The organism is Streptomyces tremellae, assembly GCF_039540215.1.
Taxonomy (GTDB): Bacteria; Actinomycetota; Actinomycetes; order Streptomycetales; family Streptomycetaceae; genus Streptomyces; species Streptomyces tremellae.
On record NZ_BAABEP010000023.1, the window covers coordinates 1 to 22,113 of the forward strand.

Annotated in this window: 17 protein-coding genes and 1 pseudogene; 10 read left to right on the top strand and 8 right to left on the bottom strand. The window is 73.1% G+C overall.

Going from position 1 to position 22,113, the window contains the following annotated elements:
* Positions 1-803: 803 nt before the first annotated feature.
* The gene (locus ABEA77_RS17275; RefSeq protein WP_345647852.1) at positions 804-2,072 is read left to right on the top strand and encodes a nucleotide sugar dehydrogenase; all 1,269 of its coding nucleotides are present in this window, start codon (positions 804-806) and stop codon (positions 2,070-2,072) included.
* 19 nt (positions 2,073-2,091) lie between these two features.
* Here the strand turns inward: ABEA77_RS17275 and ABEA77_RS17280 are convergent, their stop codons facing one another.
* The 4 genes from ABEA77_RS17280 to ABEA77_RS17295 form a co-directional block, all read right to left on the bottom strand.
* Positions 2,092-3,216 carry a GuaB3 family IMP dehydrogenase-related protein gene (locus ABEA77_RS17280; protein ID WP_345647855.1) on the bottom strand — a complete coding sequence of 375 codons (1,125 nt, stop codon included), beginning with the start codon at positions 3,214-3,216 and terminating at the stop codon, positions 2,092-2,094.
* A gap of 124 nt (positions 3,217-3,340) precedes the next feature.
* On the bottom strand, positions 3,341-4,843 hold the full coding sequence (gene guaB / locus ABEA77_RS17285) for an IMP dehydrogenase (RefSeq protein WP_345647856.1): 1,503 nt from the start codon (positions 4,841-4,843) through the stop codon (positions 3,341-3,343).
* A gap of 338 nt (positions 4,844-5,181) precedes the next feature.
* Entirely contained in the window at positions 5,182-5,757 is a 576-nt protein-coding gene (locus tag ABEA77_RS17290; RefSeq protein WP_345647859.1) for a sigma-70 family RNA polymerase sigma factor, read from the bottom strand.
* Between the two features lie 477 nt (positions 5,758-6,234).
* The gene (locus ABEA77_RS17295) at positions 6,235-6,846 is read right to left on the bottom strand and encodes a response regulator transcription factor (RefSeq protein ID WP_003948568.1); all 612 of its coding nucleotides are present in this window, start codon (positions 6,844-6,846) and stop codon (positions 6,235-6,237) included.
* A 307-nt stretch (positions 6,847-7,153) separates the two neighbouring features.
* Between ABEA77_RS17295 and ABEA77_RS17300 the strand changes: the two genes are divergently transcribed.
* On the top strand, positions 7,154-7,525 hold the full coding sequence (locus ABEA77_RS17300; protein ID WP_345647862.1) for a WhiB family transcriptional regulator: 372 nt from the start codon (positions 7,154-7,156) through the stop codon (positions 7,523-7,525).
* A 122-nt stretch (positions 7,526-7,647) separates the two neighbouring features.
* Here ABEA77_RS17300 and ABEA77_RS17305 read toward each other — a convergent pair whose 3' ends face one another.
* The gene (locus ABEA77_RS17305) at positions 7,648-8,538 is read right to left on the bottom strand and encodes a LysR family transcriptional regulator (protein ID WP_345647865.1); all 891 of its coding nucleotides are present in this window, start codon (positions 8,536-8,538) and stop codon (positions 7,648-7,650) included.
* Between the two features lie 92 nt (positions 8,539-8,630).
* On the opposite strand from ABEA77_RS17305, the gene ABEA77_RS17310 reads away from it, so the two are divergent.
* Positions 8,631-9,362, top strand: a complete 732-nt coding sequence (locus tag ABEA77_RS17310) for an MOSC domain-containing protein (RefSeq protein ID WP_345647868.1) — start codon at positions 8,631-8,633, stop codon at positions 9,360-9,362.
* A gap of 161 nt (positions 9,363-9,523) precedes the next feature.
* Here the strand turns inward: ABEA77_RS17310 and ABEA77_RS17315 are convergent, their stop codons facing one another.
* On the bottom strand, positions 9,524-10,123 hold the full coding sequence (locus ABEA77_RS17315; RefSeq protein ID WP_345647871.1) for a TetR/AcrR family transcriptional regulator: 600 nt from the start codon (positions 10,121-10,123) through the stop codon (positions 9,524-9,526).
* A 102-nt stretch (positions 10,124-10,225) separates the two neighbouring features.
* Between ABEA77_RS17315 and ABEA77_RS17320 the strand changes: the two genes are divergently transcribed.
* Positions 10,226-11,389 carry an epoxide hydrolase family protein gene (locus ABEA77_RS17320; protein WP_345647874.1) on the top strand — a complete coding sequence of 388 codons (1,164 nt, stop codon included), beginning with the start codon at positions 10,226-10,228 and terminating at the stop codon, positions 11,387-11,389.
* 73 nt (positions 11,390-11,462) lie between these two features.
* Here ABEA77_RS17320 and ABEA77_RS17325 read toward each other — a convergent pair whose 3' ends face one another.
* Positions 11,463-13,583 carry an FUSC family protein gene (locus tag ABEA77_RS17325; RefSeq protein ID WP_345647877.1) on the bottom strand — a complete coding sequence of 707 codons (2,121 nt, stop codon included), beginning with the start codon at positions 13,581-13,583 and terminating at the stop codon, positions 11,463-11,465.
* Between the two features lie 103 nt (positions 13,584-13,686).
* Here ABEA77_RS17325 and ABEA77_RS17330 point away from each other — a divergent pair.
* The 6 genes and pseudogenes from ABEA77_RS17330 to ABEA77_RS17355 all read left to right on the top strand — a co-directional run.
* Positions 13,687-14,457: pseudogene (locus tag ABEA77_RS17330) on the top strand (SDR family NAD(P)-dependent oxidoreductase); the annotation flags it as partial.
* 276 nt (positions 14,458-14,733) lie between these two features.
* On the top strand, positions 14,734-15,831 hold the full coding sequence (locus ABEA77_RS17335; protein WP_345647880.1) for a substrate-binding domain-containing protein: 1,098 nt from the start codon (positions 14,734-14,736) through the stop codon (positions 15,829-15,831).
* Positions 15,832-15,981: 150 nt separating this feature from the next.
* A complete protein-coding gene (locus ABEA77_RS17340; protein WP_345647883.1) occupies positions 15,982-17,316 on the top strand; it encodes an ABC transporter substrate-binding protein in 1,335 nt (444 codons plus the stop codon).
* Entirely contained in the window at positions 17,313-18,290 is a 978-nt protein-coding gene (locus ABEA77_RS17345; RefSeq protein ID WP_345647886.1) for a carbohydrate ABC transporter permease, read from the top strand. Before ABEA77_RS17340 ends, ABEA77_RS17345 begins: the two co-directional genes overlap by 4 nt.
* Entirely contained in the window at positions 18,287-19,219 is a 933-nt protein-coding gene (locus ABEA77_RS17350; protein ID WP_345647889.1) for a carbohydrate ABC transporter permease, read from the top strand. The genes ABEA77_RS17345 and ABEA77_RS17350 overlap by 4 nt, the downstream gene beginning before the upstream one ends.
* Before the next feature lie 52 nt (positions 19,220-19,271).
* On the top strand, positions 19,272-20,300 hold the full coding sequence (locus tag ABEA77_RS17355) for a hydroxyacid dehydrogenase (RefSeq protein ID WP_345647892.1): 1,029 nt from the start codon (positions 19,272-19,274) through the stop codon (positions 20,298-20,300).
* A 131-nt stretch (positions 20,301-20,431) separates the two neighbouring features.
* Here the strand turns inward: ABEA77_RS17355 and groL are convergent, their stop codons facing one another.
* A complete protein-coding gene (gene groL, locus ABEA77_RS17360; RefSeq protein ID WP_345647895.1) occupies positions 20,432-22,054 on the bottom strand; it encodes a chaperonin GroEL in 1,623 nt (540 codons plus the stop codon).
* Between the last annotated feature and the right edge of the window lie 59 nt (positions 22,055-22,113).

Consider the following 22,113-nt stretch of genomic DNA (forward strand, 5'->3'; position numbering starts at 1 on the left):
TCCGCCTCCGGCTGCGCGTCGCGCGCGGATTCGGCCTGGGCGGCCCCCGCGCCCCGCGCGGTCGGGCGTGCACTCTCGTCACCTGCGGGTTCGTCCGGCGTGGGGGCGTCCCGTCGGGGCTCGTCCCGCTGCGGGTCCCGCGCCGCTCTCCGCGGCTGCTCAGCCTCCGACATGCGTCCCCTCTGCGAATCCCGTAACGCGCCCCGCCAGAGGCTCCATTGTCCCCCACGCGGCGACCCCGGCTCCCCCCGGGTCAGAAGGTAGCGCAGCCGTTCGCCGCCCCGTGCGGGAGCGGGGCATGTGCCCGGCGCACACGCACCACCCGCACCGGGCCCGGCCGGGCCTCCGCCGCCGGCACCGCCCCGGAACCGGCGGCGGGGGCCCGGACGCGCGCCCGTGGAGCACGCGCCGGTGACCGGGTGCCCCCGCCCGGCGCCGGTAGTCACACCTCGCCCCCAACTCCCGCGCCGGCGGGGCCGACTGCGGTCACGGACGCGCAACGCGGGGCGGCTTCTCCCCGGCTTCTCCCCGGGCACAGGGCGCGACGCCGCGTCAGATACCGGTCATCGCAATCCGGTTGCACCCTTGGCGACCGCCCCCACCTGCGACAACACGCCGACTTGCACAATCCACCAATGCGACATAACGGTCATATTTACGCCTAGTCTGACAGTGCGCCTGACCGCTGCGTGCGTCGGGGCCGCCGTGCACGCCCGCTCCCCGCGTCCGTGCAGGCCCCGCCCGCCGCCCGCATCCCGGCAGGCGTCCACAACCGCTCGGACCAGGGAAGGACGGCCGCCGCCATGCCTGCAGACCTCGCCGTCGTCGGACTCGGCCATCTCGGCCTGCCGCTGGCACGCGCCGCCGTGTCCGCAGGCGTCGCCACCGTCGGCTTCGACACCGACCCGCGGCCCGTCGCCCAGCTCTCCGCGGGCCACACCCCCGCGGAGGGGGCGCTCACCGCGGCCGAGGCACGCCGCATGCTGTCGGGCGGCTTCCGCGCCACGACCGATCCGGCCGAGCTCGGCCGGGTCCGTACGGCCGTGATCTGCGCGCCCGCGCCGCTCGGCCCCGACCGCACCCCCGACCTGACCGCCGTGGGCGAGGCGGCCCGCGCGCTCGCCGCCCGGCTGCGCCCGCACACCACGGTCCTGCTGGAGTCGCCCGTCGCGCCGGGCACCACCGAGGGGTTCCTGCGCGACCTGCTCGAAGAGGGCTCCGGGCTGCGCGCGGGACGTGACTTCCACCTCGCGTACTCCCCCGGACGCCTCGACCCCGGCAGCCGCACCCACGGCCTCGCCAACACCCCCAAGGTGATCGGCGGCCTCACCCCCGCCTGCACCGAGTCGGCCGCCGCGTTCTACGGACGCCTCACCGAGAAGGTGGTCCGCGCGCGCGGCCCGCGCGAGGCGGAGACCGTCAAGCTGCTGGAGACGAACTTCCGGCACGTCAACATCGCCCTCGTCAACGAGATGGCGATCCTCTGCCACGACCTCGGCGTCGACCTGTGGGACGTCATCAGATGCGCGGAGACCAAGCCGTTCGGCTTCCAGGCCTTCCGGCCGGGGCCCGGCGTCGGCGGCCACGGCGTCCCCATCGACCCCGGCTACCTCCCGCACACCGGCCGCGCCCCCGGCCACCCGCACCCGCTGCGGATGGTCGGCCTCGCGCAGGAGATCAACGGCCGCATGCCGCAGTACGTGATCCAGCGCTGCGCGACCCTCCTCAACGAGCACGGCAAGTCCGCGCGCGGCGCCCGGGTACTGCTCCTCGGCGTCACCTACAAGCAGGACCTCGCCGACCAGGAGGCGTCACCCGCCACGGAGATCGCCGGCCGGCTGATGGACCTCGGCGCGAGCGTCAGCTACCACGACCCGTACGTCTTCGACTGGGGCGTGCGCGGCCTGCCCGTACCCCGCGCCGAGTCGCTGTACGAGGCGGCCGCCGACGCCGACCTGACGGTGCTGCTCCAGCACCACCGCACCTACGACCTCCAGGGGCTCGCGGTCAAGGCGCAGTTGCTGCTCGACACCCGGGGCGCGAGCCCGGCGGGCGCCGCCCACCGCCTCTGAGGGCGCCCGCAGTGGGGTGTCAGCGCTTGTGCTGGGCGTCCGCGACCGTGACCTCGACCCGCTGGAACTCCTTGAGCTCGCTGTAGCCGGTGGTCGCCATCGCGCGGCGCAGCGCGCCGAAGAAGTTCATCGAGCCGTCCGGGATGCGCGAGGGGCCCGTGAGGACCTCCTCCGTGGTGCCGACCACGCCCAGGTCGACGAGCTTGCCGCGCGGCACGTCCTCGTGGACGGCCTCCATGCCCCAGTGGCGGCCCTTGCCCGGCGCGTCAGAGGCGCGCGCGAGCGGCGAGCCGATCATCACCGAGTCCGCGCCGCAGGCGATCGCCTTCGGCAGGTCGCCCGACCAGCCGACGCCGCCGTCCGCGATCACGTGCACGTACCGGCCGCCCGACTCGTCCATGTAGTCACGGCGGGCCGCGGCCACGTCCGCGACGGCCGTCGCCATCGGGACCTGGATACCCAGCACGTTGCGCGTGGTGTGCGCGGCGCCGCCGCCGAAGCCGACGAGGACGCCCGCGGCGCCCGTGCGCATCAGGTGCAGCGCCGCCGTGTAGGTGGCGCAGCCGCCGACGATGACCGGCACGTCGAGCTCGTAGATGAACTGCTTGAGGTTGAGCGGCTCCGCGGCGCCGGACACGTGCTCGGCGGAGACCGTCGTACCGCGGATCACGAAGAGGTCGACGCCCGCGTCGACCACGGCCTTGGAGAACTGCGCGGTGCGCTGCGGGGAGAGCGCGGCCGCCGTGACGACACCGGAGTCCCGCACCTCCTTGATGCGCTGCCCGATCAGCTCCTCCTTGATCGGGGCCGCGTAGATCTCCTGGAGGCGGCGGTTGGCCGTGGCCTCCTCAAGGCCCGCGATCTCGTCGAGCAGCGGCTGCGGGTCCTCGTACCGGGTCCAGAGCCCTTCGAGGTTGAGGACACCAAGGCCGCCGAACTCGCCGATGCGGATGGCGGTCTGCGGCGAGACCACCGAGTCCATCGGGGCGGCGAGGAACGGCAGCTCGAAGCGGTAGGCGTCGATCTGCCACGTGATCGAGACCTCCTTGGGGTCCCGCGTGCGCCGGCTGGGCACGACGGCGATGTCGTCGAACGCGTACGCCCTGCGGCCGCGCTTGCCGCGCCCGATCTCGATCTCAGTCACGATGTCGCCTTTCCCTGCTACGTCTGCCGCGTCCAAGTATCCCCGAGGGGCGCAGCCTGGCACGGCACAGGGGCGGCGCCGGTGTCCCGGCGCCGCCCCGGCGGTACGGTCCGCGCGCGAGCGCTCAGCGCGAGCTGTAGTTCGGCGCTTCCACGGTCATCTGGATGTCGTGCGGGTGGCTCTCCTTGAGCCCGGCCGCCGTGATGCGCACGAAGCGGCCCTTGCTCTCCATCTCCCCGATCGACGCCGCGCCCACGTACCCCATCGTCTGGCGCAGCCCGCCGACGAGCTGGTGCAGCACCGCGGAGAGCGGGCCGCGGTAGGGCACCTGGCCCTCGATGCCCTCGGGGACGAGCTTGTCGTCCGACGCCACCTCGGCCTGGAAGTAGCGGTCCTTCGAGTACGACCGGCCCTGGCCGCGCGACTGCATCGCGCCCAGCGAGCCCATGCCGCGGTACGACTTGAACTGCTTGCCGTTGATGAACTGGAGCTCACCCGGCGACTCCTCGCACCCCGCGAGGAGGCTGCCGAGCATCACCGTGCTCGCGCCGGCGGCGAGGGCCTTGCCGATGTCGCCCGAGTACTGGAGACCGCCGTCGCCGATGACCGGGACGCCGGCGGTGAGACAGGCGGACGCGGCCTCGTAGATCGCGGTGACCTGCGGGACGCCGATGCCCGCGACCACGCGGGTGGTGCAGATGGAGCCGGGGCCCACACCGACCTTGACGCCGTCGACACCGGCGTCGATCAGCGCTTTCGCGCCGTCGGCCGTCGCGACGTTGCCGCCGATGACGTCCACGCCGACCGCGGACTTGATCTTCGCCATCCAGCTCAGCGCGTTGCTGTTGTGGCCGTGGGAGGTGTCCACGACGAGGAAGTCCACCCCGGCCTCGACGAGGGCCTGCGAGCGGTCGAGCGCCTCGGGGCTCGCGCCCACGGCCGCGCCGACCAGCAGGCGGCCCTCGGAGTCCTTCGCCGCGTTCGGGTACTGCTCGGCCTTCACGAAGTCCTTGACCGTGATGAGGCCCTTGAGCACGCCCTCGTCGTCCACGAGGGGGAGCTTCTCGATCTTGTGGCGGTGCAGCAGCGCCATCGCGTCGACGCCCGAGATGCCGACCTTGCCCGTGACCAGCGGCATCGGCGTCATGATCTCGCGCACCTGGCGGCGGCGGTCCGACTCGAAGGCCATGTCGCGGTTGGTGACGATGCCGAGCAGCTTGCCGCCCGCGTCGGTCACCGGCACCCCGCTGATGCGGAACTTCGCGCACAGCTCGTCGGCCTCGCCGAGCGTCGCGTCGGGGCGGACCGTGATCGGGTCCGTGACCATGCCGGACTCGGACCGCTTGACCAGGTCCACCTGGTTGGCCTGGTCGGCGATGGAGAGGTTGCGGTGGAGCACGCCGACGCCGCCCTGGCGGGCCATCGCGATGGCCATGCGCGCCTCGGTGACCTTGTCCATGGCCGCCGAGAGCAGGGGGATGTTCACCCGGACGTTGCGCGAGACGAGGGAGGAGGTGTCCACCTCGTTCGGCAGGACCTCGGAGGCGCCCGGCAGCAGCAGCACGTCGTCGTATGTCAGCCCTAGTGTCGCGAATTTCTCGGGCACTCCGTCGACGTTCGCAGTCATGACACCTTCCCCATATGGCCTTGATCGGTGCGGATGTCCATGCTAACGGCCGTGGAGGGGTCCCTGACTCCGTCCGCGGAAACCGCGGGGAACGGACCCACCGACCGCCACCGCGCCGCTACCGTGAGCGGTTGCCCACCGGCCGGCCGCCCACACCCGCCGCAGGCCCCGCGACCTGCTGCCACGGCGCTCGGCGCCGGTACGGGCCGCTTCGCACCCGCCGGGGACCGCCCGCCCCGGGGACCCGCCGGCCGGGCCTGTGGGCATTCCGTACGTGGCAGAGATCTCCCGCGATCTCCCGCGTGCGGGGCCCCGCGGCACAGCGGGTCCGCCGCGGCTCACTGCTCGGCGAGCGCCCGCAGCCTGCTCAGCGCCCGGTGCTGGGCGACGCGCACCGCGCCGGGCGACATGCCGAGCACCTGTCCCGTCTCCTCGGCGGTGAGACCCACCGCGACGCGCAGGACGAGCAGTTCGCGCTGGGTCTCCGGGAGGTTGGCGAGGAGCTTCTTCGCCCACTCGGCGTCGCTGCTGAGCAGCGCGCGCTCCTCGGGGCCGAGCGAGTCGTCGGGGCGCTCCGGCATCTCGTCGGACGGCACGGCAGTCGAGCCGGGGTGCCGCATGGCGGCGCGCTGGAGGTCGGCCACCTTGTGGCCCGCGATGGCGAAGACGAACGCCTCGAAGGGCTTGCCGGTGTCGCGGTAGCGCGGCAGCGCCATGAGCACCGCCACGCACACGTCCTGCGCGAGGTCCTCGACGAAGTGGCGTGCGTCGCCCGGCAGTCGGCTCAGCCGCGTACGGCAGTAGCGCAGCGCGAGCGGATGGACGTGCGCCAGGAGGTCGTGGGTCGCCTGTTCGTCGCCGTCGACAGCCCGATGGACGAGAGCACCGATCGCCGTCGTCTCGTCGTCGCGCATCGGTCCATGGTGCCTTGGCGGGCTCTGATTCGCGGCACCGCGTCTGTCGTTGTGCACCGAAGCGTTATGAGCAGGTGCGGCGGAACTCATCCTGCGCCCTCCCCTCGCGCTCGTCCGGCTGGTCCCCGAGGAACTCCACACAGTCAAGGATGCGTCATCGCGCGGGAAACGGATGCGACGGGCCGTGGGCCGTACGGCGCTGTCGCGTGCCTTGCGCCCGGCGCGGCCCCCGGCCGTGGAACCCCGCTGCTGAGGGGGCTGGAGGGCCTGGGCCGTCGCGCTTCCGCCGGATGCGCCCCTCGGACCGCAGCGCCGAGCGGATCGTCCCGCGCCGCGCGGTGGCGGGCTCCCGGGAGGGGGCGGCGGCCCGCCGCGTCGCGGGGGCCGTGGAGGGCTCCGGCGGAACCGGGTACGAGTCCGCCGGCCGCGATCCTCCGTGTACGTGCCCGTGCCGTACGGGCGGGGAGCCCTGCGGTCTCAGCGCACCAGGCCCCAGCGGAAACCGAGCGCCACCGCGTGCGCGCGGTCGGAGGCGCCGAGCTTCTTGAAGAGGCGGCGCGCGTGGGTCTTGACCGTGTCCTCCGAGAGGAACAGCTCCCGGCCGATCTCGGCGTTGGACCTGCCGTGGCTCATGCCTTCGAGCACCTGGATCTCGCGCGCGGTGAGCGTGGGCGCCGCGCCCATCTCGGCCGAGCGCAGCCGCCGGGGGGCGAGCCGCCAGGTCGGGTCGGCGAGCGCCTGGGTGACCGTGGCGCGCAGCTCGGCGCGGGACGCGTCCTTGTGCAGGTAGCCGCGGGCGCCCGCGGCGACGGCGAGCGCGACGCCGTCCAGGTCCTCGGCGACCGTGAGCATGATGATCCGCGCGCCCGGGTCGGCGGAGAGCAGCCGCCGCACGGTCTCGACGCCGCCGAGGCCCGGCATGCGCACGTCCATCAGGATCAGGTCGGAGCGGTCGGCGCCCCAGCGGCGGAGCACTTCCTCGCCGTTGGCCGCGGTCGTCACGCGCTCGACGCCGGGCACGGTCGCGACCGCGCGGCGGAGCGCCTCTCGGGCAAGCGGGGAGTCGTCGCAGACGAGCACGGATGTCATGAACGTCCTCCGCAGCTGATGCGCGTCACCTTGAGCCTCCAGGCTGTACATGTCGTCATCTGCGCGGTTGATGCTCTCGGGCATGTGCCCGATCGCTTGTTCTCTCAACCGCCTGACCTCATCAACGATGGTCACCCGAAAGAGTTACGGGTCCCTCACGCAGAGCTATGCCCCATTTAGAGGCTTTTCTTCGCTTCTGGTGGTGTCTGGGGCTAGATTCGCAAAGAGTCATATTTACATCTACTTACACAAGAGATGTACCGTCATGAGCATCCGACGCCGTCCAGGCTTCAAGGGGATATGAGCAATGGCAGATTTCTCCCGCCTTCCCGGACCCAACGCGGATCTGTGGGACTGGCAGCTCCTCGCGGCCTGCCGGGGTGTGGACAGCTCGCTGTTCTTCCACCCCGAGGGCGAGAGGGGTGCGGCACGGAGCGCACGAGAGAACTCGGCGAAAGAGGTGTGCATGCGGTGCCCGGTCCGCGCGGAGTGCGCGGCGCACGCACTGGCGGTGCGGGAGCCGTACGGCGTGTGGGGCGGCCTGACGGAGGACGAGCGCGAGGAACTGATGGGCAGGGCGCGCACCCGCCTGGTCCCCGCCTCGGCCGCGGTGGGCGGACGCGACCGCCTCGACGGCGTCGGGGCCGTCGACGGCCCCGACGGCACGGCGGACGACTGACGCCGCGAGACGGCGACCAACAGAAGAAACGTTCCTGCGCGCAGTCGTCCCCGCGGCCGGGGCCTGGTCGGGTGCGCGTCCGCACGCCCTCGGGTGCTCCGGCCCGCCGCCCCCACGGGCGGTCAGGGCGCGGCGGCGACCGCCAGCTGGTCGAGGGTGGCGGCGACCGCGGGCACGGCCGCGAGGTCGGGCAGGGTGAGCGCGACGATCTCGCGGGAGACCGGGGGGTCGATGCCGAGCCGCCTGACACCCTCCGCGCGGACCGAGGCGAGCGCGAGCTCGGGCAGCATGGCCACCCCGAGCCCCGCGGCCACCAGGCCCGTCACGGCCGGGTAGTCGTCGGTGGCGAAGTCGATGCGGGGCACGAAGCCGGCCGCGCCGCAGGCGTCGACCAGCTGGGTGCGGCAGCGCGGGCAGCCCGCGATCCAGGGCTGGTCCGCGAGGTCGGCGAGCGCCACCTTCCCCGCGTCCGCCAGGGGGTGCCCCTCGGGCACGAGCCCCACGAGGCGGTCCACCAGGAGCGGTCGCACCACCAGGTCGTCCCACTCGCTCTCGCCGCCCTCGTAGCGGAAGGCGAGCGCCACGTCGCACTCGCCGTCCCGCAGCAGTGCGGCCGAGCGCGGCGGCTCGGCCTCCTCCAGACAGACGCGGGTGCCCGGGTGGGCGGCGCGCAGCGCGGCGAGCGCGGCGGGCACCAGCGTGGAACTGCCGCTCGGGAAGGACACAAGGCGCACCCGGCCCGCGCGTAGACCGGCAATCGCGGCGACCTCCTCCTCCGCCGCGGTGAGTCCTGCGAGGATGCCCGTCGCATGCCGGACCAGCGCCTCACCCGCCTGGGTGAGGCGGGTCTCCCGGCCCGCGCGGACGAGCAGGCGCGTGCCCGCCGAGGCTTCGAGGGACTTCATCTGCTGGCTGACGGCCGGCTGGGTGCAGCCCAGCTCACGGGCGGCGCCGGAGAACGACCCGGTGGCGGCGACGGCGCGCAGGACGCGCAGATGGCGGGCTTCGATCACGCTTCCGAGTCTACGGGGGCATAAGACACCCTTTGGGGTTCCTGGACAAACGGGGTGGATGCTTTTACACCGGCACCACTACGGTGGCCGCCATGATGGTGCTGACGGTCAACGTGGGGCGGCCCCGGCGCGTCCCCTACACGGACGCGCCGGGCGGCGTCACGGGCATCGACAAGCGCCCCGTCGCCGGCCCGGTCATGGTGAGGGACCCGGGCCCCGAGAAGGCGGGCGGCGGCGGCCTCGCCGGGGACGCGGTGTGCGACCACCGCTTCCACGGCGGCAGCGACCAGGCGGTGTACGCGTTCGCGCGCGAGGACCTCGACCACTGGGCCGCCGAGTTCGGCCGCCCCCTGCCCAACGGCGCGTTCGGCGAGAACCTCACCACGTACGGCGTCGACCTGACGCACGCACTGATCGGCGAGCGCTGGCGGGTCGGCGCCGATCTCCTGCTGGAGATCACCAGCGGCCGCATCCCGTGCCGGACCTTCCAGGCGTGGCTCGGCGAGGACGGCTGGATGCGGCGCTTCACGCGGCGCGGTGAGACCGGGGCGTATCTGCGGGTGCTCTCGCCCGGCGCGGTCCGGGCGGGCGACCCGATCGAGGTGGTGCACAGGCCCGCCCACGACGTCACGGTGCAGCTGGCGTTCCGCGCGTCGACGATCGAGCGCCACCTGCTGCCGCGGGTGCTCGCAGCGGGCGACGCGCTGCACGCCAAGGAGCTGCGGAAGGCCAGGGCGTACGTCGCGAGGTACGGCGACGGGCAGGCCGCGGCGGCCGGGAGCGGGGACGCGGGGGAGACGCCGCCCGCGGCGGTCCGGGCGTAGGCGGCGGGGCCGCACGGGAGGGGCACAGCCGGCCAGAGCGGCACGGGAGCGGCACGGGAGCGGCGCAGCCGGCACGAGCGGCACGGAAGGTCGCCCGGACGCGCCACGGGCCCCGGGGCCGAGGGCGACAACCGCACCCGGTGCGGCTCCACAGCTGCGGGTCAGGGCTGGTCGCCCACGAGGGCGATCGCACGCGTCTCGGGAACTCCCAGCGTCAGCAGGCTCGTGATCGTCGCCGCTCGGGTGCCGGGGGCCCCGTTCGGCAGGTCGCTGTCCGCGACGGCGAACACGACGCCGTAGGCAAGCTGGCTCAGCGTGTCCGCCGGCAGGTGCCGCGCGAACACGTCGCCGTCCTGGCCCCGTTGCACGAGGTCGGCGAGGAGTTCGTCGAACGGCCCGAGCAGACCGTGGATCGCTTCGCCGTACTCGCCACGGCGCAGCGCAAGCAGCACGCGGTACCGGTGCGCCACCGGCCAGAGGCGGGCGACGAACGCGACCCACGCCGCGTCCGCCTCCGCGTCGGAGGCGTTGACCTCGGCGAGCACGCCTGTCATCTCGGTGACGGCCCGTTCCGTGAGCGTCCGCACCAGGTCGAGGCGCGAGGGGAAATGGCCGTAGACCGTGCGGCGGACGACGCCGGCAGCGGAGGCGATCTCGCCCATTCCGGCGTCGGGATTCTCTCCCAGCACGTCGAGGGCGACGTCGAGGATGCGATCGCGCGTCTCGTTCATCGAGCGCACGCGGGAGGACTCGGTGGGCACGACGCCATTATTGCACACTGCTGTGCAGCAATGTACATTGCACAGCAGTGTGCAATGGAGAGTTGCGCTGCGCCTGGAAGCTCAGGAGACGAGAGGAAAGCCATGACTGCAGCGACGCCGCAGACCCCGGCCCACGTCCGCCCGTTCACCGTGTCGATCCCGGAGGCGGAGATCGACGACGTGAGGCGACGCCTGGCCAGAACCCGATGGCCGGATCCGGAAACGGTGGGCGACTGGTCGCAAGGGGTTCGCTCGGAGAACGCCAGAACTCTGGTCGACCGCTGGGAGCACGGCTACGACTGGCGGCGCTTCGAGTCAGAGCTCAACCGCTTCCCCCAGTTCCTGACCGAGATCGACGGGCTGGACATCCACTTCGTCCACGTCAGGTCCAGGAATCCTGACGCCATGCCACTGATCCTCACGCACGGATGGCCGGGCTCGGTCGTCGAGTTCCTGAAGCTGATCGGCCCGCTGACCGATCCGGTCCCGTTCGGAGGCGACGCCGCCGATTCGTTCGACGTCGTCATCCCCTCGCTCCCCGGGTTCGGATTCTCCCAGAAGCCCACAAAGACCGGCTGGACCGTGTCGCGCATCGCAAGCGCGTGGGTGGAGCTGATGAAGCGTCTCGGCTATACGGAATGGGCCGCGCAGGGCGGCGACTGGGGTGCCGTCGTCACCACCGCCCTCGGGGCCATGCGGCCTGCGGGACTGCTCGGAATCCACCTGAACACCCCGTACGCCTTTCCCGCGCGGATACCCGACACCTTGTCCCCGGGACAGCGCCGCGCCGTGGAGACCCTCGCCCTCTACACCGGCGATCTCGGCGGGTCGAACCACCTCCAGGGCACGAAGCCCGAGACCGTCGGATTCGCCCTGGCGGACTCTCCCGCGGGTCAGGCAGCCTGGATCTACGAGAAGTTCCAGTCCAAGAGCGACAATCACGGGCTCGCCGAGGACGCCCTCAGCACGGACGACATGCTCGACGCGATATCCCTCTACTGGTTCACCAACAGCGCGGCGTCGTCCGCCCGCATCTACTGGGAGAACAAGTCGGCCACTTTCGCCGGCCCGAAGCTGACGCTTCCGGTCGCGGTGACCGTCTTCCCGAGGGACATCCCACGCCTGCCACGGAGCTGGATCGAAGACACCTACAGCGATCTGATCCACTACGGCGAGGCCGACAGGGGCGGGCACTTCGCGGCCCTGGAACAGCCCGAGATCCTGGTCGCCGAGATCCGCACCGGCCTGCGCACCCTTCGCCCCTGACACCGACGCGCGAGCCCGGACTCCCCGGGAGCCGGCCCCACCCGAACCGAGCGACTCCTCACGTGTCGCCGTATCAGCGGGCCACGCGCTCCCTGCCGCGCGCGTGGCGGGGGTGGTGGCGCGGGGGTTCCCTGTCGGGGGCGGGTGCTGGGGCGAGTCGGGTGTTCAGGGTCTCCAGGGTCGTGGCCGTGCGCAGGCCGAGGGCGAGGAGGCGGCCCCGGGCGCGGGAGACGCCGTCGGGGGCGGCGGGGTCCGCCAGGTCGGCGAGGCCGCTGCGGGCCGCGACGTCGTCGAAGTCGGCGCGCAGGGCGCCGGCGGGCAGGGCGCCGCGGGCCGTGACCGCCGCCGCGAGGCGGGCGAGGCCGCACTCGACGGCGGCGGCGAGCCCGACCGCTTCGGGCACGGCGTCCGCGTCGCGCGCGGGCAGCAGGTCGTAGAGCAGGGAGGCGCAGCGGGTCACCTCGTGCAGGGACTCCTGGACCGCGGCGAGACCGGCGGCGTCCCAGTGCGCGCGGTGGGCGCGCGGCTCGTGGGCGAGACCGGCCGCCGCGGTCTCGACGCGCTCCCTGCTCTGCCGCGCGAGGCCCCGCAGCACGTCGACCGTGGCCGGGTCGAGGGCCCCAGCGCCGGTGTACCCGGCGACCAGCGCGGACAGCAGCCGCCGCTGCACGTCGAGCCACTCGGCGACGAGCGTGTGCAGGCGGTCGTGGTGGTACGTGGGCACGGCGACGAACACGGCGAGCCCGATCAGTGCGCCGAGCAGCGTGTCCGCCGGGCGGCCCCAGGCGATCAGGTGGGGCGCGGAGCCGAGACGGGTGATGAGCAGGACGATCCACGCGGTGATGAAGAAGTTCAGCACCAACTGGCCGACGCGCAGCGTCGCGTAGACCAGCGCGACCAGCACCACCGAGGCGGTCACCAGGCCGCCTGGGGTCCACCACGCGGGCAGCAGCACGGCCCAGGCGGCGAGGCCGCCGAGGATCGAGCCGATGGGGCGGCCCCAGCCGCGCGCGAAGGTGTGCCCGTAGTCGGGGAAGAGTACGAGCATCGTGGTGAGCGCGGCCCAGAAGCCGTGCTGGGGCAGGGCGTTGCCCCAGAAGTCGCCGAGCGCGCGCCCGGCGGCCTCGGCGGCGACCGTGCCGAGGGCGATGCGTACGGCGTGCCGGAACAGCGGTGCGCCGGGCCGCAGTTCGGCGCGGAGCAGTTGGGCCCCCGTGCGCGCGGGGTGGACGGCGGGGAAGGCGCCGAGCACCCCGTCGAGGCCCTCGGGCCCGCGCTTCGCGAGCCAGTGCCCTGTGAGCCGCTGCGCCTCGCGCAGCCGCGCGGCAAGGTCGCGCCCCGCGCCCTCGGGCACGTCCGCCTCCGCGTCCCGGGCGCGGCCGGTGAGCAGGGCGCGGGCGACGGCGTCGAGCACGGCGGCGGTCGCCTCGCGCGGGACGGCGTCCGGGGTGCGGGCGGCGTGCAGGGCGCGCCGTACCGCCTCGGCCTCGGCGAGCAGCCCGTACAGCGGGGCAGCGGCCGGGCGGGAGAAGCGCGGCAGCAGGTCGAGGGCGCGGCGGGCCGCGGTGAAGGGGGCGGAGGGCAGCCGCACGGCGGGGTCGGCGCCCAGGCGGGCGTAGCCGGCGAGCGACTGGTAGAGCGCGGCGAGCGCCCTGCGCTGGGCGGGCAGCCGCCGCCCGTACGGCGGGAGCGACTGGGCGGCGGCGACCATGGCGGCGCCGACGCCGATCCAGCCGACCATGGTCAGCCCGGCCGCGGTGGTCGGCGCCAGGTCGGCCGTGATCATCAGGCCGATCGCGACGAGGCAGGCGCGGATGCCGGGCGCGACGCCGAGGGCGCGCCACAGCCCGGCCGCGTACGCGACGGCGCCGAGCGGCAGCAGGAACCACCAGCCGAGGGGGTGGAGGAAGACTCCGGCCAGGGCGGCGAGCGTGAAGGCGGCGCCGAGCACGGTCGCGTTGACGGCGCGGTGCCTGATCGGCGCGAGCAGCGTGCCGATGCCGCAGATGAACGCGCCGACCGTCGCCATCGCCCAGGCGAGCGGGTCGCCGAGCAGCGCGCCGAGCACGGCTGCGCCGACCGCGGCGGCGAGGGCCCGCGCGATCGCCTCGGGGTCGGGGAAGACGCGCTCGATCCGGAGCGCGGCGGTGAAGCTGTGGCGGATCGAGCGCCACCAGCCCTGTACCTCATCCATATAGATGTATGTTACACCTAGTGGCGTCGCGGCGCGTGGAACCCGCACGGGCACCGTGCCGGGGGCCGACCTGGCGGCCCGGCACAAGCGCTACCGTGCCGCTATGACGACTGCTTTGATTACGGGCGCGACCGCCGGGATCGGCGCCGCGTTCGCGCGGCGCCTGGCCACGGACGGGCACAACCTCGTCCTGGTGGCCCGTGACGTGCGGCGGCTGCGCGAGCACGCGACCGAGCTCCACGACCGGCACGGCATCGAGGCCGAGGTGCTCGCCGCCGACCTGTCGAAGGACAGCGGGATCGAGGCGGTCGAGAAGCGGCTCGGCGACCCGAGGGCCCCCGTCGACCTGCTCGTCAACAACGCCGGCTTCGGGCAGCGCGGCGCCTTCCTCGACGTGCCGCTCGACGACGAGCTGGTGATGCTGAAGGTGCACTGCGAGGCGGTGCTCAGGCTCACCAGGGCGGCCGTCGCCCGGATGCGGGAGCGCGGGCGCGGCGGCGTCGTCAACGTCGCGTCCGTCGCCGCCTTCGTGCCGCGCGGCACGTACGGCGCGTCGAAGGCGTGGATCGTGCAGTTCACCCAGGGCGTGGCGCGCGACCTCGCGGGCTCCGGGGTGCGGCTGATGGTGCTCTGCCCAGGCTTCGTCCGCACGGAGTTCCACGAGCGCGCGGGCCTCGGCACCGACAACATCCCGAGCTGGATGTGGCTCGACGCGGACAAGCTGGTGGTCGCGGCGCTCGCGGACCTGGCGCGCGGCAGGTCGCTCTCCATTCCCGACCCGCGCTACAAGGCCCTGATGGGCGCGGCACGGCTCGCCCCCCGGGGCCTGCTGGGCGGCATCTCCTCCAGGGCGGGCCGCAAGTACGGGCCGCGCCACGGGAGCGCGGACGCGGACGCCGCGCAGGGCGCCGACGCGAGCGCAGACCCCGGCTCCGGCTCCGGCTCGGGTTCGGGCGCCACGGTCTGAGTGCGGCGCCACAGTCCGGCTCCGGCGCCACAGTCCGAGTCCGGCGCCACAGTCCGGCTCCAGCGCCACAGTCCGAGTCCGGGGGCATATTCGGGTGCACGGCACTCGATTACAGTGATCGAATGATCGAACCGCCTCGCGGTTCGCTCAGAGGTCCGCCGAGGGAGCGAGGAGAACGCCGCCGTGCGTGAAGGCGCCGCAGAACGCCATGACCGCCTGCTGAACCTGGTGCGCGAGCGCGGCCGGGTGCGCGTCGCCGACCTCGCGGTCCAGCTGGGCGTCTCGCCGGTGACGGCGCGCCGCGACGCCGAGGCGCTGGCCGCGCGCGGGCTGCTCGACCGGGTGCACGGCGCGGTGTCGTGGCCCGAGCGGCACGGGCCCGCCGGGACGGCGCCCGGCGGCGGCAGCCCGGTGATCGGGATGCTCGCGCCCGCCGCGGGCTACTACTTCGCGGACATCATCCGCGGCGCCCACGAGGCGGCGGCGGCACTCGGCGCCCGGCTGATCCTGCGGGTCTCCGACTACCGGCCGGAGGACGACGCCGCGCACGCGTCGGGGCTGCTCGCGGCCGGCGCGCAGGGGCTGCTCGTCGTGCCGAGCTGGACGCGGCCCGAGCACCAGGCCGCATACGCGGAGTGGATCGCGCGGCTGCCCGTGGACGCCGTGCTGGTGGAGCGCAGGGCGGAGCCGGGCGGCCCGCTCGACGGCATGGACCGGGTCGGCTCCGACCACGCGCACGGCGTGCTGATCGCGGTGCGCCACCTGGCACGGCTCGGGCACGGCGCGCCGCTGCTCGTCGCGCGCTCCGACAGCCCCACGGCGCAGGCCGTGCGCACCGGGTACGCGCGGGCGCTCGACGCGCTCGGCCTCGGCGCCGGCCTCCCGGTGCTCGACTCGACGCCCGACACCCCCGGCCACCCGCCGGAGGCGACCGCGCTCGCCGTGCGCGACCTCGTGCGCGAGGGCCGGGCCACGGCGGCGCTGATGCACAACGACGAGGACGCCACCCGCATGGTGCGGCGCCTGGCCGCGCTCGGCGTCCGCGTCCCCCGCGACATCGCCCTCATCACGTACGACGACGAGGTCGCGGCGCTCGCCGACACCCCGCTGACGGCCGTGGCACCGCCGAAGCGCGCGGTCGGCCGCAGCGCGGTCGAGCTGCTGGTCGAGCGGCTCACGGCGGGCGCGGAAGGCCAGGAGGCACCCCGGCGCCACCTGGAGCTGCTGCCCACCCTGCGCGTCCGCGCGTCCTGCGGCGCGGCCGACGCCCCGGTGCGCTGAGAGCACCGAGACCACCGAGACCGCTGAGACCGCTGAGGGCAAGCGGTTTCGCTCATTTTCCGATCATTCGATCTTTCGGTCTTGACTTCGCTCACGGCGGCTCGAAGTATCGCCGCGACCGCCTGTCCCCCAACGAAGAGGAGCAGCGCCGTGAGCCGCAGTTGGTCCCGGTCCCTGCGAACAGCCGTGGGAGCCGCCACCGCGTTCGTCTCACTCGCAGTGCTCACGGCGTGCGGCGGCGCGGCGCAGGCCCCCGCGGAAGGCACGCGGGAGCACCCCGTCACCGTCACCTTCTGGGCCTGGACCAAGGGGTCCCAGCAGGTCGCCGACGAGTTCAACGCCACGCACGACACCGTCAAGGTGAAGTTCGAGGAGATACCCTCTGGCGGCCTCGGCGGCTACCCGAAGATCGCCAACGCCGTGAAGGCGGGCATCGCGCCCGACGTGCTGTCGATCGAATACCCGTCGCTCGCCCAGTTCGTCAGCCAGGGCTCACTCCAGGACATCAGCCGCTACATGACCCCCGCGGTGAAGAAGAAGTTCCTCCCCCAGACCGTCCAGCTGACGACGATGGGCGGCAGGAACTGGGCGGTGCCGTCCGACGCCTCGCCGCAGATCTTCTACTACCGCAAGGACTTCTTCACCCAGCACCACATCCCGCTGCCGAAGACGTGGACCGAGTTCCGCACCGCGGCGCGGCAGGTGAAGAGGGCCGCGCCCGACACCCGTATCGCCACGTTCTTCCCCGACGACCCGACGTTCTTCCAGACCATGGCCTGGCAGGCGGGCGCCTCGTGGTTCAGCACGAGGAACGGCGCCTGGCGGGTGGACACCAGCGACCCGGCGACCCGCAGGGTCGCCGCGTACTGGCAGGGCATGATCGACGACAAGCTCGTCAGCACCGCGCCCTCCTACAGCCCCGAGTGGACCGCCTCCCTCAAGGCGGGCACCACCGTCGGCTACCTGGGCGCCTCCTGGGGCGCGGGCACCCTCGCGGGCATCGTGCCCGAGGAGAAGGGGAAGTGGGCGGCGATGCGGATGCCCAGCTGGGACGCGGCCCACCCGAGCGTCGGCATGAGCCAGGGCTCCACCTTCGCCGTCTCCAAGAACAGCGGGAAGACGGCCGCCGCCATGACGTTCATCCTCTGGATGGCGACCTCCCCCGACTCCGTACGGGCCCGGGTCAGCGCGAGCACCTCCACCGCCCTGCCGGCCGCGCCCGCGCTCGTACCCGTCGCCCGCAAGGCCATCGACACCGGCTTCTACGGCGGCCAGGACCTCTACGCCCTGTACGCGAAGGCCGGCGCGACGATCGACCCGCACTGGCTGTGGGGCCCGACCGCCGCGGCCAACAACACCCTCAGGGACCAGCTCCACGGGGTCATCGGCGGCGGCACCACCCTGCCGCGCGCCATCACCACCACGCAGAGCGCCACCGTGGCCGCCCTGCGCAAGAGCGGTCTGAAGGTCGAGGACGCCTCATGAGCACCGAAACCAGCACAGGCGCCGGCGCCCGGGGTGTCCGGGACGCCCGCGCCACCGCCCCCGCGGCCCGGCCCCCGCGCCGCCGCGGCGCCCAGCGCACCGGTCTCGCCGCCGGGGTACTGCTCACCCCCTTCTTCGCCCTGTTCACCGTGGCGATGCTGATTCCCGTGGGCTACGCGCTCTGGCTGAGCCTGTTCACCCAGAAGTTGTCCGGGCTCGGCTTCGGCGGGCCGCGCGACGTCTTCGACGGGTTCGGCAACTACGCCGACACCCTGGCTGACGCCGCGTTCCGCGACGGCTTCCGGGTGCTCGGCGGCTATGTGCTCCTCTACATCCCGATCATGGTCGGCGGGGCGCTCGCCCTCGCGCTGCTGCTGGACACCGCGCTCGCCCGCGCCCGGCGCCTCTTCCAGCTCGCGCTGTTCCTGCCGCACGCCATCCCCGGCCTGATCGCCGCCCTGATCTGGGTGTACCTCTACACGCCGGGACTCAGCCCGGTCGTCAGGGCGATGCACTCGGGCGGCATCGGATTCGACTTCTTCTCCTCGGGCGGCGCGCTCCCCTCCGTCGTCAACATCGCCCTGTGGGAGTGGCTCGGCTACAACGTCGTCATCTTCTACGCCGCTCTCCAGGCCGTGGACCGCTCCCTGCTGGAGGCGGCCGCCGTCGACGGCGCGGGCAACTGGCGCACCGCCTTCAGTATCAAGCTGCCCCTCATCCGCTCCTCCGTCTTCCTCGTGCTGCTGTTCACGGTCATCGGCTCGCTCCAGCTGTTCACCGAGCCGCTGCTGCTGTCGAACTCCGGGTCCGCCATCACCAGCGCCTGGACGCCCAACATGTACGCCTACGCCGAGGCGTTCCAGCTGAACGACTACGGGCGGGCCGCCGCCGCGTCCGTCCTCATCGCTCTGACCGCGGCCGTGCTCTCCTTCGCCGTCACCCGTATCGCCAACCGGAAGGGAGCCTCGGCATGACCACTCCCCTCATCGTCGACCCGGCCGGGCAACTCGCCCCCGGCACCCGCCCGCGCACCGGCCGCCGGCCGGCCCCCACCGGCCGCTCCGCCGCCGGCCGCTGGACCTCGCGCGCCGCCGTGAACGCGCTGCTCGCCATCGCCGCCGCCTACACCCTCTTCCCGCTCGTCTGGCTGGTCACCGCCGCCACCAAGAACGCGGGGAACATCCTCGGCGGCAACGTCTTCTCCTTCGAGGGCTTCGACTTCGGACACAACCTCTCCACCCTGGCGTCCTACGACGGCGGCATCTACTTCCGCTGGTACGGCAACTCGCTCCTCTACGCGGGGCTCGGCGCGCTGGGCTGCTCGCTCGTCAGCGTCGCGGCCGGCTACGCCTTCGACAAGTACCGCTTCCGTGGCAAGGAGAAGCTGTTCGCCGTCGTGCTGCTCGGCGTGCTGCTGCCGTCCACGGCGCTCTCCCTGCCGCTGTACCTGCTCGCGGTCAAGACCCACACCGTCAACACCTACTGGTCGGTGCTGATCCCCGTCCTGGTCAACCCCTTCGGGGTCTACCTCTCCCGCATCTTCAGCGCGGGCTACATCCCCGACGAGGCGCTCGAAGCCGCCCGTATCGACGGGGCCGGCGAACTGCGGGTCTTCTGGTCGATCGGGCTGCGCATGGTCATGCCCGGCTTCGTGACCGTCTTCCTCTTCCAGTTCACGGCGATCTGGAACAACTTCTTCCTCCCCCTCGTGATGCTGTCCGACAAGGAGCTCTATCCGCTGAGCCTCGGCCTCTACAACTGGCACAGCAACGCCAACGCGACGCCCGACTTCTATCCGATGGTCGTCTCGGGCTCGCTGCTCGCCGTCCTCCCCCTGATCGTCGCCTTCGTCACCCTGCAACGGCACTGGAAGGCCAGCCTGACCGCGGGCAGCGTCAAGTAACCGGCCGGTCCCCCGGCCCCGCACCCCCCCATCGAGGAGTACGAGACCCACCATGCACGACGCCACTGACAATCGCCCCGCCGCGCTGCTCGCGATGGCCCCGGGCGTCGCGGACCGGCTGTTCACGGCCGCGCAGCGGAAGCGGCTGACCGGGCTCGTCCGCACCGACCCCGCCCTGGTCGCCGACGACTTCACGGCTCCCGGGCCCGCGCTCGCCACCGCGCTCGCCGAGGCCGAGATCCTGCTGACGTGCTGGGGTGTGCCGGCGCTGACCGGGTCCGTGCTCGCGTCCGCGCCCCGGCTGCGGGCGGTGGTGCACGCGGCGGGCACGGTGAAGCACTTCGTCACCGACGCCTGCTGGGAGCGGGGCATCGCGGTCAGCTCGGCCGCCGCGGCCAACGCGCTGCCGGTCGCCGAGTACACGCTCGCGGCGATCCTCTTCGCGGGCAAGCGCGTCCTCGACGCGGCCCGCGGCTACCGCGCGCTGCGCGCGCCGCACGACTGGCACGGCGAGCTGATCGACGCGGGCAACTACGGCCGCACGGTGGGCATCGTCGGCGCGTCCAGGATCGGGCGGCGGGTCATCGAACTGCTGCGCCCGTTCGACCTGCGGGTCCTGCTGTACGACCCGTACGTGGACGCGGCGGGGGCCGCGGCGCTCGGCGCCGAGCCGGTGGGCCTCGACGAGCTGTGCGCGCGCAGTTCGGTGGTCTCCGTGCACGCGCCCCAGCTCCCCGCGACCCGGCACCTGATCGGCGCGGTGCAGCTCGCCGCGATGGCCGACGGGTCGACGCTGGTCAACACCTCGCGGGGCTCGCTGATCGACGAGGAAGCGCTCCTGCGCGAGCTGGTGTCCGGCCGTCTGCACGCGGTGCTCGACGTGACGGACCCGGAGCTCCCGGCGCCCGACTCGCCGCTGTACGACCTGCCGAACGTCCTGCTCACCCCGCATGTCGCGGGCTCGCTCGGCAACGAGACCCACCGCATGGCCGAGCACGCGCTCGACGAGGTGGAGCGCTTCGTGAAGGGCGAGCCCTTCGCCGGGCCCGTGCTCCCCGCCGCGCTCGACCGGTCCGCGTAGGGGGTGAGCCCGCACGGGCGGCGCGCACCTCCCGCACCACGGGAAACGGGCGGGGCCCGGCACCGTCCGCAGTGCGGAGGGTGCCGGGCCCCGCCCGGCGCGTGCCACGGCGCGGTGCGCCGTGCGCGGTGTCAGTGCGCGTGTCCGTGGCCCGCGGCCGCCGGCTCCTCCTCCTCGGCCAGCTTCTCGACGACCAGCGTCTCGGTCGTGAGGAGCAGCGAGGCGATGGAGGCGGCGTTCTCCAGGGCGGAGCGCGTCACCTTGACCGGGTCGATGACGCCGGCCTTGACCAGGTCGACGTACTCGCCGGTGGCGGCGTTGAAGCCGTTGCCCTTGTCGAGCTCGGCCACCTTGGAGGTGATGACGTAGCCCTCCAGGCCGGCGTTCTCGGCGATCCAGCGCAGCGGCTCGACGACGGCGCGGCGGACGACGGCGACGCCCGTGGCCTCGTCGCCCTCCTTGCCGAGGCTGTCTTCGAGGACCTTGCCCGCGTGGACGAGCGCGGAGCCACCGCCGGAGACGATGCCCTCCTCGACCGCGGCGCGGGTCGCGGAGATCGCGTCCTCAAGGCGGTGCTTCTTCTCCTTGAGCTCCACCTCGGTGGCCGCGCCGACGCGGATCACGCAGACGCCGCCGGCCAGCTTCGCGAGGCGCTCCTGGAGCTTCTCGCGGTCCCAGTCGGAGTCGGTGGTCTCGATCTCGGCCTTGATCTGGTTGACGCGGCCCGTCACGTCGGCGCTGTTGCCGCCGCCGTCGACGATGGTCGTGTCGTCCTTGGTGACCGTGACGCGGCGGGCGGTGCCCAGCACGTCGAGACCGGCCTGGTCGAGCTTGAGGCCGACCTCCTCGGCGATGACGGTCGCGCCCGTGAGGGTGGCGATGTCGCCGAGCATGGCCTTGCGGCGGTCGCCGAAGCCGGGGGCCTTGACGGCCACCGCGTTGAACGTGCCGCGGATCTTGTTGACGACCAGGGTCGAAAGGGCCTCGCCCTCGACGTCCTCGGCGATGATCAGCAGCGGCTTCGAGCCACCCGCCTGGATGACCTTCTCAAGCAGCGGCAGGAGGTCCTGGATGGAGGAGATCTTGCCCTGGTTGATCAGGATGTACGGGTCCTCTAGGACGGCCTCCATCCGCTCCTGGTCCGTGACCATGTACGGGGAGAGGTAGCCCTTGTCGAAGGCCATGCCCTCGGTGAAGTCCAGTTCGAGACCGAAGGTGTTGGACTCCTCGACGGTGATGACACCGTCCTTGCCGACCTTGTCCATCGCCTCGGCGATGAGCTCGCCGACCTGCTGGTCCTGCGCGGAGAGCGCGGCCACGGCGGCGATGTCGGACTTGTCGTCGATGGGGCGCGCGGTGGCCAGGAGGTCCTGGGAGACCGCGGCGACGGCGGCGTCGATGCCGCGCTTGAGGGCGGCGGGGGAGGCGCCGGCCGCGACGTTGCGCAGGCCCTCGCGGACCAGCGCCTGGGCGAGCACCGTGGCGGTGGTGGTGCCGTCACCCGCGATGTCGTTGGTCTTGGTCGCCACCTCCTTCACGAGCTGCGCGCCGAGGTTCTCGTACGGGTCCTCGACCTCCACCTCGCGGGCGATGGTGACGCCGTCGTTGGTGATGGTGGGCGCACCGAACTTCTTGTCGATGACGACGTTGCGGCCCTTGGGGCCGATCGTCACCTTGACCGTGTCGGCCAGCTTGTTGACGCCGCGCTCGAGGGCGCGACGGGCGTCCTCGTCGAACTTCAGGATCTTCGCCATGGGAGCTTCTGTCCTCTCGAACGACCTGCGCCCCCGTCCGCCCGGCGTTCGCAGGGGGG

What these genes read in the sequence shown, in the direction of transcription:
- ABEA77_RS17290 (WP_345647859.1), bottom strand. Translation starts at nt 5,757, where the DNA reads ATGCGCGACGACGAGACGACGGCGATCGGTGCTCTCGTCCATCGGGCT.
- ABEA77_RS17295 (WP_003948568.1), bottom strand. Translation starts at nt 6,846, where the DNA reads ATGACATCCGTGCTCGTCTGCGACGACTCCCCGCTTGCCCGAGAGGCG.
- ABEA77_RS17275 (WP_345647852.1), top strand. Translation starts at nt 804, where the DNA reads ATGCCTGCAGACCTCGCCGTCGTCGGACTCGGCCATCTCGGCCTGCCG.
- ABEA77_RS17310 (WP_345647868.1), top strand. Translation starts at nt 8,631, where the DNA reads ATGATGGTGCTGACGGTCAACGTGGGGCGGCCCCGGCGCGTCCCCTAC.
- ABEA77_RS17350 (WP_345647889.1), top strand. Translation starts at nt 18,287, where the DNA reads ATGACCACTCCCCTCATCGTCGACCCGGCCGGGCAACTCGCCCCCGGC.
- ABEA77_RS17325 (WP_345647877.1), bottom strand. Translation starts at nt 13,583, where the DNA reads ATGGATGAGGTACAGGGCTGGTGGCGCTCGATCCGCCACAGCTTCACC.
- groL (WP_345647895.1), bottom strand. Translation starts at nt 22,054, where the DNA reads ATGGCGAAGATCCTGAAGTTCGACGAGGACGCCCGTCGCGCCCTCGAG.
- guaB (WP_345647856.1), bottom strand. Translation starts at nt 4,843, where the DNA reads ATGACTGCGAACGTCGACGGAGTGCCCGAGAAATTCGCGACACTAGGG.
- ABEA77_RS17355 (WP_345647892.1), top strand. Translation starts at nt 19,272, where the DNA reads ATGCACGACGCCACTGACAATCGCCCCGCCGCGCTGCTCGCGATGGCC.
- ABEA77_RS17345 (WP_345647886.1), top strand. Translation starts at nt 17,313, where the DNA reads ATGAGCACCGAAACCAGCACAGGCGCCGGCGCCCGGGGTGTCCGGGAC.
- ABEA77_RS17320 (WP_345647874.1), top strand. Translation starts at nt 10,226, where the DNA reads ATGACTGCAGCGACGCCGCAGACCCCGGCCCACGTCCGCCCGTTCACC.
- ABEA77_RS17300 (WP_345647862.1), top strand. Translation starts at nt 7,154, where the DNA reads ATGGCAGATTTCTCCCGCCTTCCCGGACCCAACGCGGATCTGTGGGAC.